The 17,375-nt window shown below is 59.9% G+C and carries 14 protein-coding genes; 10 read left to right on the forward strand and 4 right to left on the reverse strand.

Annotation, left to right across the window (positions count from 1 at the left end):
* Positions 1–5 precede the first annotated feature (5 nt).
* From EGX79_04445 to EGX79_04475, 7 genes are all read left to right on the forward strand, one after another.
* On the forward strand, positions 6–845 hold the full coding sequence (locus tag EGX79_04445; GenBank protein AYX81502.1) for an NUDIX hydrolase: 840 nt from the start codon (positions 6–8) through the stop codon (positions 843–845).
* A gap of 54 nt (positions 846–899) precedes the next feature.
* A complete protein-coding gene (locus EGX79_04450) occupies positions 900–2,084 on the forward strand; it encodes an SAM-dependent methyltransferase (protein AYX81503.1) in 1,185 nt (394 codons plus the stop codon).
* A gap of 337 nt (positions 2,085–2,421) precedes the next feature.
* On the forward strand, positions 2,422–3,207 hold the full coding sequence (locus tag EGX79_04455) for an electron transfer flavoprotein subunit beta/FixA family protein (protein ID AYX81504.1): 786 nt from the start codon (positions 2,422–2,424) through the stop codon (positions 3,205–3,207).
* Positions 3,208–3,261: 54 nt separating this feature from the next.
* Positions 3,262–4,206, forward strand: a complete 945-nt coding sequence (locus tag EGX79_04460) for an electron transfer flavoprotein subunit alpha/FixB family protein (GenBank protein ID AYX81505.1) — start codon at positions 3,262–3,264, stop codon at positions 4,204–4,206.
* Between the two features lie 207 nt (positions 4,207–4,413).
* On the forward strand, positions 4,414–5,610 hold the full coding sequence (locus EGX79_04465; protein AYX81506.1) for a cysteine desulfurase: 1,197 nt from the start codon (positions 4,414–4,416) through the stop codon (positions 5,608–5,610).
* Positions 5,611–5,673: 63 nt separating this feature from the next.
* Complete coding sequence (gene mnmA / locus EGX79_04470; protein AYX81507.1) at positions 5,674–6,813, forward strand: tRNA 2-thiouridine(34) synthase MnmA; 1,140 nt, start codon at positions 5,674–5,676, stop codon at positions 6,811–6,813.
* On the forward strand, positions 6,810–7,862 hold the full coding sequence (locus EGX79_04475; GenBank protein AYX81508.1) for a methionine synthase: 1,053 nt from the start codon (positions 6,810–6,812) through the stop codon (positions 7,860–7,862). The genes mnmA and EGX79_04475 overlap by 4 nt, the downstream gene beginning before the upstream one ends.
* Before the next feature lie 5 nt (positions 7,863–7,867).
* Here EGX79_04475 and EGX79_04480 read toward each other — a convergent pair whose 3' ends face one another.
* Complete coding sequence (locus EGX79_04480; protein ID AYX81509.1) at positions 7,868–9,028, reverse strand: ATP-binding protein; 1,161 nt, start codon at positions 9,026–9,028, stop codon at positions 7,868–7,870.
* Between the two features lie 138 nt (positions 9,029–9,166).
* The gene (locus tag EGX79_04485) at positions 9,167–9,835 is read right to left on the reverse strand and encodes a 3'-5' exonuclease (GenBank protein ID AYX81510.1); all 669 of its coding nucleotides are present in this window, start codon (positions 9,833–9,835) and stop codon (positions 9,167–9,169) included.
* A 96-nt stretch (positions 9,836–9,931) separates the two neighbouring features.
* On the opposite strand from EGX79_04485, the gene ligA reads away from it, so the two are divergent.
* Positions 9,932–12,052, forward strand: a complete 2,121-nt coding sequence (gene ligA, locus EGX79_04490) for an NAD-dependent DNA ligase LigA (protein ID AYX81511.1) — start codon at positions 9,932–9,934, stop codon at positions 12,050–12,052.
* On the opposite strand, the gene glgP is transcribed toward ligA, so the two are convergent.
* Together glgP and EGX79_04500 are read right to left on the reverse strand one after the other, a co-directional pair.
* Complete coding sequence (gene glgP / locus EGX79_04495) at positions 12,049–14,415, reverse strand: glycogen/starch/alpha-glucan family phosphorylase (protein ID AYX81512.1); 2,367 nt, start codon at positions 14,413–14,415, stop codon at positions 12,049–12,051. The genes ligA and glgP overlap by 4 nt on opposite strands.
* 144 nt (positions 14,416–14,559) lie before the next feature.
* The gene (locus tag EGX79_04500; protein ID AYX81513.1) at positions 14,560–15,225 is read right to left on the reverse strand and encodes an amino acid-binding ACT domain protein; all 666 of its coding nucleotides are present in this window, start codon (positions 15,223–15,225) and stop codon (positions 14,560–14,562) included.
* Positions 15,226–15,452: 227 nt separating this feature from the next.
* Here EGX79_04500 and gatC point away from each other — a divergent pair, with 227 nt between their 5' ends.
* Both gatC and gatA read left to right on the forward strand, forming a co-directional pair.
* Positions 15,453–15,746, forward strand: coding sequence for an Asp-tRNA(Asn)/Glu-tRNA(Gln) amidotransferase subunit GatC (gene gatC, locus EGX79_04505; protein AYX81514.1), 294 nt, complete (start codon positions 15,453–15,455; stop codon positions 15,744–15,746).
* Positions 15,747–15,761: 15 nt separating this feature from the next.
* Positions 15,762–17,276, forward strand: a complete 1,515-nt coding sequence (gene gatA, locus EGX79_04510) for an Asp-tRNA(Asn)/Glu-tRNA(Gln) amidotransferase subunit GatA (GenBank protein AYX81515.1) — start codon at positions 15,762–15,764, stop codon at positions 17,274–17,276.
* Positions 17,277–17,375: the final 99 nt, after the last annotated feature.

Genomic DNA, 17,375 nt, shown 5'->3' on the forward strand with positions numbered 1-17,375 from the left:
CGCTCATGGCGGTTCCGACACCTGAAACCCCGAATACGCCCGCGTCGCCGAAACTGGCAGCGACCGTGTTGCTGCTCCGCGACACCCACTGCGGGCTCGAGGTCTACGTTCAAGAACGCGTATCCTCAATGCGCTTTGCGGCCAACATGACCGTGTTTCCTGGCGGTGGAGTAGACCGGCGTGATTTCCCAGCTGTCGCGAATGAGGTCATGGCCGTGACCGGACCGTCGGAAGCCGACCCCGAGTCGCGGATCGCGCAGGCTTTTAACGTCGGTCGCGCGCGGGCGCACGCGCTCACCTGCGCGGCCGTGCGTGAGACCTTTGAGGAAACAGGCACTCTGCTGGTTCGCGATGCTGGCGGTGAGATTGTCGCAGATGGCCACCGCTTCCACCGTCAGCGACGACAGTTGGAAGCCCACGAGTTGTCGTTGACGGATTTCCTTAGCAATGAAAATCTGGCGCTCGATGCCGAACTCGTCAGTCCTTGGGCTAACTGGGTGACACCCGAATCCAACCCCATTCGCTACGACACCTATTTCTTCCTCGCCGCGCTTCCCGACGGTCAAAGGGCCGACGGTGACACCTCTGAGGCATCATCTTCAGGCTGGTTCCGCCCGACTACGATTTTGGATGGATGGCGCCGTGGGCTACTTGGCCTCATGCCTCCGACCTGGGCGCAACTGACTCGCTTGGACGGTGTCAGTACTGTGGCGGAGGCTCTCGAGGCGGCCAGAAACACTCCGGTGCGACGCACCAGTAGTGACTTCCTCGGGGAACCTTTTATGGATGAGTACTTTGCCGTTGCCACCCACATGGGGCATTTGCGCAAAGGTATGAACCGTTAGCCGACTACTCAACCCCCGTTAACCGGCTGATCCCTAGTTGGAAGGAGATAACGAGTGTCCCTGTCCGCTGCAGAGGTGGCCGCTGTTGCTGCTCACCCGGAGTGGCTAGATGAGGCCGACCAGCTCGCGCTCACTAAAAAATCTCTGATTGCAGACTCCGCGCATCTACGCCAACACTGTGGCGAGTTTGGTCGCGCGGTCATTGAAGTCGCGGCAGCTCGGCGTTCGGCGGTCAGCAAACTGCCAGGGGACTGGATCTTCTCTTCCGAAGCAGCGCAACAGGCCACGCCCTTTGTCGTCGCGCTGGCTCGTGCTCGTAGGCTTGCGCATCTCGGTGTCGAAGCAGTGGCCGATGTGACCTGCTCCATTGGTACTGAAGTGGCAGCAATTGACCACGAGGGCCTGACCGTTGTCGGGTCTGATCTCGACCTTGCACGGCTGGCCATGGCGCGGCATAACGTCGGCAAGAACATCTTCGCGCAGGCCGATGCTTTGCAACCGGCCTTTGACGCACCTGTCATTGTCGCTGACCCTGCCCGCCGCTCCGGTGGGCGTAGAATCACCAACCCGGAGGACTTGCTCCCATCGCTGCCGGCGCTCATAGCTGCCTGGCCCGACAAAGAACTAGCTATCAAATGCGCGCCAGGCCTCGACTTCAGCGAGTGGAGCGGGGAAGTGGCTGTCACTTCGGTGGACGGTGCGGTCAAGGAGGCATGTCTATATACGCCGGGGCTGGCCGGAGTTACCGATGGGCAATCCGTAACGCGATCGGCGATGGTTATCCAGACCGTCGATAAGCACAGGCCGTTAGAGTTGTCGGCGGTGGACGTGCAGACATACGACGACACCATGCCTGACGACGTCGATGTGCGCGCTGCCGGCCGGTACATCATTGATCCGGATGGGGCGATTGTGCGCGCCGGGCTGGTGCGGCATTTTGCGGCGGCGCATGGGCTCTGGCAGCTCGATGAGCGGATTGCGCACGTCAGTGGCGATGTTTTGCCGCAGGGGATTGCCGGGTTCGAAGTTATTGAGCAAGTGGGGTTGAAGCAGGTTCGCAAGGCACTGGCAGCGTTGGATTGCGGATCGGTGGAGATTCTCGTGCGCGGCGTAGACGTCAACCCCGACGCGTTGCGCAAGCAGTGGAAACTTAAGGGCTCCAGGGCATTGGCGGTGGTTGTCACGCGCATCGGACGGAGCGCGACGGCGTTTATCTGTCAGCCCCGGGAGATCGGTTAAGGACCGCTTTACGACGGAAAACTGGTGGGGGTAGCCCGTTGGGGATCGGTGTTTGCTGTCGGCGAATACTGCGGAGACAGCTGCAGTTGATTGCGTACTATTAACGTCTGACATGCGGAAATGGCATGTTGGCGGGCAGGCTGTGCTCGTGGTGTAGAAAAAAATTTAAAAAAATAACGACATTGTTATCTGGATCACCTTCGCATTGGCGATAGGTTCTGTTATCTTCAACACAGACGACCTAGAGCGTGGCCTGGTTCACTTTATTGTGAGGCGGCTTGCGAAGTAAGGTCAGATAAACGTTCACCAGTAATCAACCAGTAAGGACGACAGAAAAATGCCGAACATCGTGGTTCTGGTCAAGCAGGTTCCGGACACCTGGTCCGAGCGTAAGCTCACCGATGACAAGTTTGTCCTCGATCGTGAGTCTGCAGACGCAGTTCTCGACGAAATTAATGAGAACGCTGTTGAGGCTGCCCTGCAGCTGAAGGAAGAGCACGGCGGAAACGTTACCGTCGCAACTGTTGGCCCGGATCGTGCCATCGAGGCACTGCGCAAGGCTCTGTCCATGGGCGCAGACGACGCCGTCATTCTTTCGGACGACGCACTTGAAGGTTCCGACGCTGTTCAGACCGCATGGGCTCTGTCCAACGTCATTGACACCCTCGAAGATGTTGACCTCATCGTCACCGGTAACGCCTCCACCGACGGTGGCACCGCTTCCGTCCCGGCTATCCTCGGTGTCTACCGCGACCTCCCGGTTCTGACTCACCTGCGTTCCGTCGCTATCGACGGTGACTCCATCACCGGTGAGCGCGAGGTCGAAGACGGCATCTACCAGCTCAAGGCATCCCTGCCGGCAGTCGTTTCCGTCACTGAGAAGGCTAATAGCCCGCGCTTCGCATCCTTCAAGGGCATCATGGCCGCTAAGAAGAAGCCGGTCACCGAGCTGACTCTGGACGATGTTGCTGCTGAGGCAGAGCAGGTTGGTCTCGAAAACGCTGCTACCGGTGTCACTGGCTCCACTCCGAAGCCGGCTAAGACCGCTGGTGAGCGCATTAACGATGAGGGAGACGGCGGCGCCAAGCTGGCCGAGTACCTCAAGGCCCAGAAGTTCATCTAAGGCGCTTGACGCGAATAGAAGACAAATAGAGATACAAGTAGGAGAAAGATCACTATGACCGACGTCCTCGTTCTCGTCGAGCACGCAAATGGCGAGCTGAAGAACACCACCGCTGAACTGCTGACCGCTGCTTCCGCATTCGGCACCCCGGCCGCAGTTGTCGTGGGTACCCCGGGTACCGCTGCTGGCTTCGCAGACACCCTGGCCTCCTACGGCGCTGGCGAGATTCTCGCTGCTGAGTCCGACGATGCCGACAAGTACCTGATCACCCCTGAGGTTGACGTTCTCGTCGGCCTGGCCTCCGAGCGTGAGGTTCCGGTGCTGGTTTCCGCTTCCGCAACCGGCAAGGAAATCGCTGGCCGCGTCGCTGCGCTGACCGGTTCCGGTCTGCTGTCCGACGTTGTTGCTATCAACGATGACGCTTCCGTTAAGTACTCCATCTTCGGTGGCGAGTACATCGTCGACGGTGTCGGCTACGGCGCATCCCCGGTCTACGCTCTGCGTCCGGGCTCCGTTGACCCGGAGGAGAAGTCCGGTTCCGCTGACGTTACCGAGATTGCATTCCCAGAGATCGGCAACAACGCTGTCGAGATCGTTTCCTTCGCACCGGCTGAGGGCGGCGACCGTCCGGAGCTGACCGAGGCTAAGCTGGTTGTTTCCGGTGGCCGCGGTGTCGCATCCGAGGATGGCTTCAAGAACGTTGTTGAGCCGCTGGCAGACGTTCTCGGCGCAGCTGTTGGTGCTTCCCGTGCTGCTGTTGACGCTGGCTACTACCCGGGTCAGTTCCAGGTTGGCCAGACCGGTAAGACCGTTTCCCCGGACCTCTACGTTGCTCTGGGTATTTCCGGTGCTATCCAGCACAAGGCAGGTATGCAGACCTCCAAGACCATCGTTGTGGTCAACAAGGACGAAGAGGCTCCGCTGTTCGAGATTGCTGACTTTGGTGTCGTCGGTGACCTGTTCGACGTTGTCCCGCAGGCTATCGAGAACCTGAAGTAATACGCACTTGCCTTAAGGCTGCTAGTTGCGTAAGGCTGCTGGCCGAGAGTCAACTCGGCTAGCAACTACCCGCTCGGGGTGGGCACAGATTTCCTGTCTGTTCCCGCCCCGAGCATTTTTTGGTCCTACTCATCTGTTCGTGCAGACAGTGAGGTTTAACTATGGCGGATAGTGAGCATAAGGCGCACGCAGCGTTATACTGCCTGCATGCTTAATGACCACATCGTTGCCGCTCCGGACGAGAAGAGTGAAATGAAGTCTGCTGCGAAGACCCGTTACTTTGTGGATCATGCCGCGACTACACCATTGCGCCCAGAAGCGCGCACGGCAATGGTCGAGAACCTAGGTCTGGCCAACCCCTCGGGGCAGTACGCCACCGCACGCATTGCGAAAAAGGTTCTGGAAGAGTCCCGAGAAGAAATTGCAGAGCTGCTCAGTGCCGATCCCATCGAGGTAGTTTTTACTTCCGGTGGAACTGAGGCCGACAATCTAGCGATTTCAGGCCTGTACTTCAAGGCCTCTGGCTCGGACATTGTGGTTCCACCAATCGAGCACGATGCAGTGTTGAAGACATGCCACCATCTGGAAAAGGAACACTGGGCCAAGATTGTTGAGGCTCCTGTAGGTGCTGATGGTCGCGTTGACATGGTGCAGTTCCCGGAGATGAGTCGGCAGAACACCGCGCTGGTGACGTGCATGTGGGCGAACAATGAGACCGGCACCATCCAGCCGGTGGAGGAGATTGCCAAGCGGGCGAAGGATGCTCGCGTGCCTTTCCATATCGATGCTGTGCAGGCAGCCGGACATCTGCCCATTGATTTCCACGCAAGTGGCGCCACTACAATGGCCATCTCCGCGCACAAGTTCGGCGGTCCCCGTGGGATTGGGGCGCTGCTTGTTCGTCGTGAAGCGAAACTTACCCCGCATAACAACGGCGGCGGGCAGGAACGCGGACTGCGTTCGGGCACGCAGGACGTGGCGTCGGCGGCGGGCATGGCGGCAGGACTGCGCGCGGCGGTGGACGCGATGGCGGCCGACAATGAGCGAATCCGCGGTCTGACGCAGCAGCTCATCAGGGCAATCGTGCACATCGACGGTGCGATTATCCACACCAGCGAGCTCGCTTTGCCGGGGCACGTCTACGCTAGCTTCCCGGGCGCGGAGGCCGATAGTTTGATCATGCTGTTCGATGCGGCGGGAATTGACTGCTCTACGGGATCGGCATGTAGCGCGGGCGTTAATCGTCCCTCGCACGTGCTGATGGCGATGGGCGTTTCGGAGCCGGAAGCGCGGTCGTCGATTCGTTTTACGCTGGGGTACACCTCGACGCAGGCGGATGTCGACGCCGTCATTTCGGCGCTGCCGGAAACGGTCGAGCGGGCGCGGCGTGCTGGCATGGCTTAGTTTTTGCCCCGTGGTGGTACGGTGACACGTGCACAAAATCTAGAGGGGAAAGGTTGCAACGCAATGCGAGTTCTTGCAGCAATGAGCGGTGGTGTGGATTCGTCCGTGGCTGCGGCGCGTGCATTGGCCGCAGGTCACGAGGTCGTCGGCGTGCACTTGGCGCTGTCGAAAGATCCGCAGTCCGTTCGCGCCGGATCCCGCGGCTGCTGTTCGCTAGAGGACTCCGGCGATGCCCGCCGCGTCTGCGATGAGCTGGGCATTCCTTTCTACGTCTGGGATTTCTCCGAGCGCTTCAAGGAAGAGGTCATGGATGACTTCTACGACTCCTACGAGCGCGGCGAGACGCCGAACCCATGCCTGCGCTGCAATGAACGCATCAAGTTCGCCGCTCTACTAGAGCGCGGCATCGCGCTCGGCTTCGACGCTGTGGTCACGGGGCACTACGCTTTGCTTGGCGACGACGGCCTGTTGCGCCGCGGCCGCGATGCGAAGAAGGACCAGTCCTATGTCCTGGGCGTGCTGGATCGCGAGCAGCTGCAGCGCTCGATGTTCCCGGTAGGAAACACCGAGAAGCCAGAGATTCGTGAAGAAGCCCGCGGGATGGGACTAGGCACTGCCAACAAGCCGGACTCTTACGACATCTGCTTCATCCCGGATGGCAATACCAAGGCGTTCCTGGGCGCGAAGATTGGCCGTCGCCCGGGCACCATTGTGGATAAGGAAACTGGCGACACCGTCGCTGAGCACGACGGTGTCTACGGTTTCACCATTGGTCAGCGCAAGGGGATTGGCCTGGCGGGGCCGATGCCGGATGGCAAGCCGCGCTATGTCACCGGCATTGATGCAGAGACCGGCACGGTGACAATCGGCACGGCTGCGGACTTGAATGTCAACGTGCTCGAGGCCGACCGTGCCATCTGGCTGGCCAACCCGGATGAAGTACTCGCTGCCTCGGAGGCCGGCAAGCTGCAGGTGCAGGTGCGTGCGCACGGTCGCCCCATCGACTGCCGTATTGAAGTGCTGGCAGGACCTGACGATGACATCACCGGACGCGGTGGCGCCTTCCGGCTGCGCCTGAGCGATCCGCTCCGTGGTGTCGCTCCTGGCCAGGCCGCTGTTTTGTACCACACTGACACTGCGGGCGACTACGTGCTGGGCTCCGGCACGATTGTCTCGACCGCCCGTGAAGAGGACTTGTCGTGACCTCCTTTGTCGGCCTTGGCCCGATGCCGGGCCGCAATCCACACGAGGCGGCAGAGATTGTCATTGGCGAATGCCTGGAAGGTCACCTCACGCTACCGACGTTGCCCGCCCGTGGGTTCGGCGCCGATGCCGTCGGTCGCACGGCCGCCCTCATGGCTGACCTCGTCGTGGACAGGGGAGCGCGCTCCTGGAAAGTCGCCGACCGTCGTGGTCGCGTGAGTGCCTTGGCCACTGATTATCTCCACCGAGACATCGACGCGTGCGAGGAAGCGTGGGGACGCACCCCGCAGAAGATTCGCCTGACCGCTCTCGGCCCATGGACGATGGCGACTTCGGTGGAAAATGCCGCAGGCCATCTCATCGCCGTTGACCGCGGCGCCGTGAAGTACTTCGCGCAGTCGCTGGCCGCGGGATTGGCTTCCCACATCGCCGATGTCCGTCGGCGTTTCGACAGCGACATCGAGGTACTTCTGGCAGAACCCGCACTCGGCGCAGTCGTACAGGGCAAGATCAAGGCTCCGTCCATGCTGATGGGCAACGCGGGCTATCTCCCCGCCCAGGGGCACCGCGAGATCGCGGAGATCTTCCTCGAGGTCACGGGGCCGCTGCGTGACGACGACATCGAAGTGACCATCGCGCTGTCGAGCCCCGATGGCCTGGCTGTTCAGGCCTTGGCGGATTCCGGTGCGGCCGGAGTGTGGCTACCTCGCAAAGAACTGACCACCACGCAGCAACTGGATTTTGCGGCTGCCGTGGTCGGTGCCGATATGTCCCTGGAGCTGGGTATTGTGCCAGTGACGGTCACGGAGCGAGAAGAGCACACGGGCGTCCCGGTGGCGACACCGGCTCGAGCACTCGCTGAGCAAGCAGCGCTGTTCTGGGATGAGCTGGGCTATTCGCGCCTACAGATTGCTGAGAGCTTGAATCTGGCGCCGATGGGCGGCTTTGCTGCCAGCTCCAATGAAGAAGCACAGGCGCAACTCGGCGCAGGCCGTAATGCCACGGAACTTCTTCGTCGGGCAGCCGGTGACTTGGCTCGCGACGAATAGCGACCTTATTCCACCAGCGTATTGAGGTAGTCGGCGAAGTAGGGAAGTGTGAATTCCACGTATCCCGTCGACGCTGACACAATCAACTCGCGGTAAATCAGGTCATGGCGAAGCTGTGAGATGCCAGAGAGTTTGCGTCCCATGGTCTCTGCGATGGCGCTCGTGGCCACGGGCTTTCCATTGGGGGAGAGGCGCGCCATCGCTTTGAGAAAATCAATCTGGCGAGGTGGCACTTTCCGCAGGCTGGGCGCATGAACTTGCAGCCCGATGCGGCGGATGGATTCCGCTGCGGCATCCGAGACATGCTGAGCGGTAATGGTGTCCGAGTGGGCCAACCTGGCCTTAGCCCAAGCGACTGAGCCAATGGTCTGTATGAGATACGGGTAGCCGTGGCTGAGTTCAGCGGCCAGCTCGACGGCATCCTCGGTCATCGCGCGTTCGCCGAGTTCTGCAGTTCTGCGAATGATGTCCTTGGTGGTCTCCACGTCCAATCGGCCCAGAGACACGCGCTCGGCACGGCGTAAGAATGTTGCGCCCTCTAGCTGGAGCAAGTCTTCGATACCGCTGGGCAGCCCGGCTGCGACAAAGGCAATCTCCGCATCGTCGCGATTTAGGTCCTGGATTGCATGGGCAATTTCGTTGAGCTGTGCGGGGTCTGCACTTTGAACCTCGTCGAGAGTGAGCAAGATGCCGGATCCCTGTGGCATGAGGAGAGCCGAGAGATCCTGAAGTTGGCTGAGCAGATTCCTGCCGGGCTCGGGCTGAGAAGTGCTGACTTCCGTCTTAAACCCGCCAATGCCGGCGATGGACAGGCCGGTGAGGTGACGGCCCTTGCCCATCGGTGCACTGTCAATGGCACTGAAAGTGCGCGGAATGGTGACATCGGTGAGTTCAGAAATCATTTCAGAGCCGATGTGAGCACGCAGCACAATCCATCCCAGTTGCTTTGCTGCGGCTTCAAACTCGTTGAGAAGTACCGTCTTACCGATTCCGCGGGTACCGGAAATTAGCGCGGTTCGCCAGGGATTACCGGGGCCTTCCGCCAGAGCCAGCTCAAACGAGTCCAGCTCGACATCGCGCCCACCGATGATGGCCGGGGATCGGCCGAATGTGGGGTGGAAAGGATTGCGTGGGATGGAGATGGCCTTGTCGCCGCGAGTGGTCACGCATCAATCATAGCAATGGATAATCCACATCGGCTTGGATAACTTGGATATTCCGCCGAATTTTGGATATTCGATTTCCATTGGATAATCACAAAACTCTGGATATTGGGAGAGCCGGGGAGGGTGAGGGGGCGCTGCTCAGTCCATCGGCCACCCGAAGGTGAAGTCCGACGTATCCTTACCTTTTTCGGTCAGGTACTGCTGCAGGTTCTTCTTGTACTGGTAGTACGCGACGGCCTGCAGCTCCATCAGCTCTTCTCCCGATTTTTCGGTTAGCTCCCGGTAGTGGTGCGCCATCACCCATGCGATGCGCGCAGCCGCCAGAGCATCTTCGGTGGCATCATGTGCCCCGTCCAGGCGCACCTGATAATGGCGGGAGACATCAGTCAATGTGCGTTTTTCACGACGTTCCGGATCAAAATAGTGGTCCAGCACAAAGGGGTCGACCACGAGCCCGTCAACGGTAAAACTGGAATCCTGCGAGCGCAGTACCGTCAGATCATAAGCCGCGTTATAGGCCACTACGGTCAGACCATCGCGCCAGGCAGCTCGAAGGCCGGCAATGGTATCCGCTAGCACTTCATCGTGCGGGCGCCCCTCCGCGCGAGCTTTTTCAGTGGTGATGCCATGCACATCAGACGCAGCTTGCGGAATTTCGACACCGGGATTAGCGAGCATGATGGTGGAATCTTTGCCCTGCTCAGTCAGTCGGACCAGTGCGGAAGTGACAATCTTGCAGGTGCGAGGATCCGTGCCGGTAGTCTCCAGATCAAACGCGAGCATGCGTCGCGGATCGAAATTATGCATGTCTCAACTGTAGCGGAGAGTGCGGATTCGCTGAGGGGCAGGAACAAGGTCAAGAGAATTTCCGTGTCCCCCGGCGCATCCGGGCAATGACATAGAATGAGCGACGTGACTTCCTCGATCGATGAGAACTCCGACCTGTCAACCTCCGATTTGTCTTCGTTTTCCAGCGCCCCCGCCTCCGAGCCAGCGCCGGCGGACGTCCGGGAGAAGTGGCAAGATCTAGCAACTCGCATTCGTGAGAACGCTGCGCTGTACTACACCGCGCAGCCGGTTATCTCCGATGCTGAGTATGACGAGATGTTCCGTCAACTGCAGCGGTTAGAGGAGCAGTGGCCCGATCTGGTGGTGCCGGACAGCCCCACGCAGCAGGTCGGTGCGCAGGTCGACACGCCTGCCGACGGGGAAGTATTCGAGCCCGTTGAGCACCTCGAACGCCTCTACAGCTTGGACAATGTTTTCGATGAGCAGGAGTTGCGCGGCTGGCTGGCCCGCACCCCGGCCAGCACGTATCTGACCGAGCTGAAAATCGATGGCCTGTCTATCGACCTGGTCTATGAGAAGGGCCGCCTTGTCCGGGCGGCCACCCGCGGAGACGGCCGCGTGGGGGAGAACGTCACCGCCAATGCGCGCACCATCGAAGATATTCCGCATGAAATCAGCGGCGAGAACATCCCCGACGTGCTCGAGGTGCGTGGTGAAGTCTTTATCTCGTTGGAAGAGTTCGAACGCATCAACGCCGATCGCGTCGACGCAGGCCAGAAGCCGTTTGCCAACCCCCGTAACGCCGCCGCCGGTTCCCTGCGACAGAAGGATGTTGCAGAAGTGGCGAAGCGTCGCTTGTCCATGATTTGCCATGGAATTGGTCATATCGAGGGCTGGCGTCCACAGTCTCAGCACGAGGCCTATCGTGCCTTGGACGAGTGGGGTTTCCACGTGTCGCCGTATACAAAGCAGGTTCATTCCGCGGATGACGTCGTCAAGCAGATGCAGTACTGGGGCGAGCACCGTCACGATGCCATCCACGAGATGGACGGGCTTGTGGTCAAGGTTGACTCCCTTTCCGAGCAGCGCGCGCTGGGCGCGACCTCGCGGGCGCCGCGCTGGGCGATTGCCTACAAGTATCCGCCGGAAGAGGTCACGACTGATCTGCTGGACATTAGAGTCTCCATCGGCCGAACTGGTCGTGCGACGCCATATGCCGTGATGAAGCCGGTCTTCGTGGCCGGGTCAACTGTCGAGATGGCGACGCTACATAACCCTTCTGAAGTGCACCGAAAGGGTGTGCTCATCGGGGACCGTGTGACTATCCGCAAGGCCGGTGACGTGATTCCAGAGGTACTCGGCCCCGTAGCCGATCTCCGAGATGGTAGCGAGCGAAAGTACATTTACCCGACTCTCTGCCCCGAGTGCGGTACTCGTTTGGCTCCGGCAAAGGACAGCGATGCCGATTGGCGTTGCCCCAATACCCGCTACTGCCCAGGTCAGCTGCGTCGTCGAATTGAATTCCTCGCCTCCCGCTCCGGGTTTGATATCGAAAACCTGGGGGAGAGGGGCGCTGCCGATTTGATTCATCGCGGCGTGCTTGACGACGAGTCCCGCCTCTTCGACCTCACCGAGGAAGATTTGCTCGGCACTGAGGTCTACACTACGGCTTTGCGGAAAACCCTGAACGCCAATGGTAAGAAACTGTTGGCCAACATCGAGGCAGCTAAGGATAAAGAGCTGTGGCGCGTATTGGTCAGCCTGTCCATTCGTCATGTGGGCCCAACAGTGGCGCGGACCTTGGCACAGAAGTTCGGCTCGATGGAGGCGCTGCGCGCTGCGAGCCGCGAGGAGATTTCGGCCATCGATGGCATTGGCGAGATCATCGGCGATTCCGTGGCTGACTGGTTCGAGGTGGACTGGCACCGCGAGGTTGTCGAGCGCTGGGAAGCTGCCGGTGTGCGTATGGCCGATGAGGTCGCCGATCGTCCAGATCAGGTGCTAGAGGGATTGACCGTGGTAGTCACCGGCTCTTTGGAGGACTTCACTCGCGACAGCGCGAAGGAAGCCATTATCTCCCGTGGCGGTAAGGCCGCAGGGTCGGTGTCGAAGAAGACCGACTACGTGGTGGTTGGCGAAAACGCCGGTTCCAAGGCCACAAAGGCCGAGGAGCTGGGCTTGCCCATCCTCGACGAGGATGGGTTCAAGCGGTTGCTGGAAACTGGTCAGGCCTAAATCTTGGTCTCTTCCAGCTTCCAGACCTCATTGGCGTAATCGCGGATGGTGCGGTCGGAGGAGAAGCGGCCCGAACGGATGATGTTCAGGAAGCACTTCTTGGCCCATGCCAGCTCGTCGCGGTAGTCTTCCGCCATGCGGTCGCGGGTCTCGCGGTAGTCAGCGAAGTCGCCGAGGACGTAGTAGACATCGGCTGGCTCGTACCCGTTGGACTCCAGCAGCGAGAAGTGCAGGTCGTGGAACATTCCGCTGCCACCGTCAGCAAAAGTGCCGTCGACAAGCGAATCGACAGCGCGCTTGAGCCCCGGCACCGTTTCGTAAGTGCCACGCGGGCTGTAGGTGCGGCGCAGCTCCGGCAGTTCCTCTTCCAGCGCACCGAAGATGTAGGCGTTCTCTTCGCCGGCGGCGTCGACGATTTCGACGTTTGCGCCGTCCATGGTGCCCAGCGTCAGTGCGCCGTTCATCATGAATTTCATGTTCGAGGTACCCGAAGCCTCCTTACCGGCAGTGGAAATCTGCTCGGAGACGTCGGTGGCCGGGATGATGTGCTCTGCCGGGGTGACGTTGTAATTCTCAACGAAAGCGACCTGCAGGCGACCGTCCATGTCCGGATCGTTATTGACCTTGTCTGCGATAGCGTTGATGAACTTAATGATGGCCTTCGCGCGAACGTAGCCTGGGGCGGCCTTGGCACCGAAGATGAACACGCGCGGTGGCACGTCCAGCGCTGGGTCTTCCTTGATGCGGTAGTAGAGATCGAGGATGTAGAGCGCGTTGAGAAGCTGGCGCTTGTACTCGTGCAGACGCTTAATCTGGGTATCGAAGATGGCGTCCGGGTTCACCGAAATACCCTGGCGGTGCTCCAGCCAGGTGGCGAAGTCCTTCTTGTTCTCGTGCTTGATGTCGAGAATCTCACGCAACACGGCCTCGTCGTCAGCAAACTTTTCGAGCTCAGCGAGCTTGTCCAGGTCAGTGACCCAGGCGTCCGAACCCGACAGGCGAGTCAGCAGTGCCGACAGGCGCGGGTTGCACTGGTTGAGCCAGCGGCGCGGGGTGACTCCGTTGGTCTTGTTGTTGAAGCGCTCCGGCCAGATATCGTGCCAGTCCTTCAACGTTTCGCGCTTAATGATTTCCGTGTGCAGGGCAGCAACACCGTTGATGGAGTACGCGGCGTAGCAGGCGATCCACGCCATGTGGATGCGGCCGTGGGAAATCGGCGCCATGTAGTCAATCTTGCCCTGGTCGAAGCCGCGCTCCGCCAGGTCTTCGCGGAAGCGGCGGTCAATCTCGCGGGTGATCTCCAGAACGCGGCCGAAGAGACGGTCAAAAATGGAGTATTCCCAGGTCTCCAACGCTTCTGCCAGAACGGTGTGGTTGGTGTAGGCGAAGGTGTTGGACACGACGTTCCAGGCGTCGTCCCAGCTCATATCGTGCTCATCCAGGAGCAGACGCATCAGCTCTGGGATAGCGAGCACCGGGTGGGTGTCATTGAGCTGAATGGAGTTGTACTTGTGGAAATCGCGCAGGTCCTCGCCGTGATTCTCGATGTAAGAATCGATCATCGTCTGCAGCGAAGCGGAGACGAAGAAGTACTGCTGGCGGACACGCAGGACCTTGCCGTCATAGGTCGAGTCATTCGGGTAGAGCACGCGGCACAGGTCATGGACGCGTTCACGTTCGACAATGGCGTCGGTGAAGCGCTGCGAGTTGAAGGCGTCATAGTCGAATTCACGCATCGGCTCCGAGTGCCACAGGCGCAGCGTGCCGACGTTATCGGTGCCGTAGCCGGTAATTGGCATGTCATATGGAACAGCGCGCACCACCAAGTCATCAAAGGTGACAATCTTGGACAGTTCCTCGCGACGAATGACGAAGGGGTAGCCCTCTTCCATCCACGGGTCCGGGTGCTCATCCTGGAAGCCATCTTCGAAGGTCTGCTTGAACAGACCGTAGCGGTAGAGGATGCCATAACCGGTCACCGGCAGATTCTGCGTGGCACAGGAATCCAGGAAGCAGGCGGCCAGACGACCCAGGCCACCGTTACCGAGAGCGGCGTCATGTTCGGCCTCGAGCACGTCTGTCAGATTCTTGCCGTACTTTTTCACGGCAGCAGAGGTCTCATCCACGAGGCCTGCATTGAGCAGGTTGTTCAGCAGGGCGCGACCCATGAGGAACTCGGCGGAGAAGTAGTGCTGCTGGCGGGTAGCAGCGTATGCCTCCGTGGTGCGCTGCCAGTTGTCCGCTAGGTCATCGACAACAACCCGTGACAGACCGGACCAGAATTCCATCTCAGTGGACGACTGGGGGACACGGCCGGATTCGGCACGCACGTGGGATCCGACGAGGTCACTCAAGTTCGACATCAAAGAAGCTCCTTATTGACTGGTATCATTTCCAGACTTTACCGCTAAGCGTGAATCACTGCGCTCCATAGGGGAGGAGCCATAGGGTAAGAGCTTCGAGCAGAAGGGAGCAGCCCACAGAAGGGAGCAGCCCACTAGCCGCTGCTAGTCGATAATCGCACCGACAATCGTGCCAATACGTCCCAAGTGCTCAACCTCACTTGGCAGGAAGTCTGGCCCGCCGGGCCGGCCAATAACGAGAACGAGGCCCTTGCCCATTGGGGTAGCGGCAATGGAGGAGTCCATAACCGTCCAGTCCTCCGGAAGCCACGTTTCTTCGTCCGGATCCAGGTTTCGTGGCGAGTCAATCGGGGCTTCCGGCAGAGTCCGGCCGTTATCCTCTGGAGCAGCGGTAGAGGAAGCGCGACGTACCCACCGGCCATCGCTCTGTTCGCCGAGGACGATAGCCCAGCCGGCAGTCATAGTCTGAGGCAGGCCGTCGACGACATCTCCGAGGGCACGATCCAAATTCTTCGTGTGCTGTGAGAACTTGGCCAGCAGCGCAATCTGTCCGCGGCGGTCGACCGAGCCGGAAAAAGGCCTAATTGAATCGACTTCCACTCCGCTAATGGACTGAGCCGCCGTAATCAGTGTGTCTGGGAGCAGGCCCATGGGCAGGTCAACCACGATGTCGTCGACAACAACGCCATTAGCGCCGTAATCTACGACATCGACACTGCGAATATCACCCTCTACTTCGCCCAGGGCAGCCGCGACGTAGCCAAGTGCGCCTGGTTCGTCGGGAAGCTGGATGCGAAGGAGGTAACTCATGGCTGTGTGTACAACCTTTCGAATAATTGAGAGTGATTCTTGCGGTGTAACTATAGAAGTAGTGATTTAGGCTACAGGGTAAACCTTTGAAATGTAAGACCCTGCGGACAACTGCTTGGCGACAACGACTACTGTTGGCAAGTACAGCCCGCTCGCGCGGTTCAAAATCAGTTTCAACTAAACTTCTGTGCACTAGCTTCGTACGAAGAAATGAAAGGGGTACTAGCGTGCCAGCTATCTCACGCGATGAGGTCGCACACCTAGCGCGATTGTCCCGTCTGGCTCTGACTGACGCGGAACTCGACGAGTTCGCCGGTCAGATCGACGGCATTATTAACCACGTCCAGGCCGTTCAAAAGGTGGCTGCGGATGATGTGGAACCGATGAGTCACCCCTCTTCGCTGTCCGGTGTGATGCGCGAGGACGTCGTCAAGCCGACGCTGACTGCGGAGCAGGCGCTGGACCAGGCGCCGTCGCAGGACCGCCAGCGCTTTGAAGTTCCCCAGATTCTCGGCGAGTAGGAGTACGTGGAAGAAATGACTGCAGCTAACCCGAACCTGCATGCCGCTGTTGCTGAGGACCCGATTCTGGGGCTGAGCGCTTTCGAGCTCGCACAGAAGATTCACGCTCGTGAGCTGACCTCGGTAGAGGTCACCCAGGCGTTCCTCGACCGTATCGCGGCAATTGATGAGGACATTCACGCATTCCTGCACGTCGGTGCCGAAGAGGCCCTGGCTGCAGCTCGCAAGGTCGATGAGTCGCTGGATGCTGGCGAGGAGCCGGCTTCCGCGCTGGCCGGTGTTCCGCTGGCGCTGAAGGATGTCTTCACTACCACCGATGCGCCGACCACCTGCGCTTCCAAGATGCTCGAGGGCTACATGAGCCCTTACGACGCAACGGTTACTGCCAAGCTGCGTGCAGCTGGCATCCCAATCCTGGGTAAGACCAACATGGATGAGTTCGCCATGGGCTCGTCGACTGAAAACTCCGCTTACGGCCCGACTCACAACCCGTGGGATGTTGAGCGCACCGCAGGCGGTTCCGGCGGTGGCTCTTCCGCGGCGCTGGCCTCCGGTATGGCTCCGCTGGCTATCGGTACTGACACCGGTGGCTCGATTCGTCAGCCAGCAGCTCTGACCGCAACGGTCGGCGTGAAGCCGACCTATGGCACGGTATCCCGCTACGGCCTGGTCGCTTGCGCCTCCTCGTTGGATCAGGGTGGGCCGACCGCGCGAACCGTTCTGGACACCGCGCTGCTGCACGAAATCATTGCTGGTCACGACGAGAATGACTCGACTTCCACGGAGCAGCCGATTGCCGATGTGGTTGCTGCTGCCAAGGAAGGTGCTACCGGTGACCTCACGGGGGTTAAGGTCGGCATCGTCAAGCAGTTCGACCGCACCGAGGGTTACCAGGCCGGCGTACTGGACAGCTTCCACGAGGCCGTCGACAAGCTTAAGGAAGCTGGCGCAGAGGTGGTCGAGGTCGATTGCCCGAACTTCGACCACGCACTGAGCGCGTACTACCTGATTCTGCCGTGTGAGGTCAGCTCCAACCTGGCTCGTTTCGACGGCATGCGTTACGGCCAGCGTGTTGGTGATGACGGTTCGCACTCGGCCGATGAGGTCATGGCTATGACCCGTGCCGCTGGTTTCGGCGATGAGGTTAAGCGACGCATCATCATTGGTACCTACGCGCTATCGGTCGGTTACTACGATGCCTACTACATCCAGGCACAGCGCGTCCGTACCCTGATTCAGCAGGACTTCGAGCGGGCCTTCGAACAGGTAGATGTCCTGATCTCGCCGACCACTCCGACCACTGCGTTTAAGTTGGGCGAGAAGGTTGACGACCCGCTGAGCATGTACATGTTCGACCTGTGTACTCTGCCGCTCAACCTGGCCGGCATGTGTGGCATGTCCGTGCCGTCGGGCCTGGCTGAAGACACCGGCCTGCCGGTAGGCCTGCAGATTATGGCTCCGCGCCACGGTGACGATCGTCTGTACAAGGTCGGCGCTGCCTACGAAAAGGTTCGCGGCTCGATTGCATAAAGACGCTCAATAAGCCTTAGTCGGTTTTCTGCAACCGTCGTTTTCTCACTGAAGTGGGAGAGCGGCGGTTGTTGTCGTGTCGGGGAGAGTTTCATACAT

This window comes from Corynebacterium jeikeium (assembly GCA_003955985.1).
GTDB classification, from domain to species: Bacteria; Actinomycetota; Actinomycetes; order Mycobacteriales; family Mycobacteriaceae; genus Corynebacterium; species Corynebacterium jeikeium_D.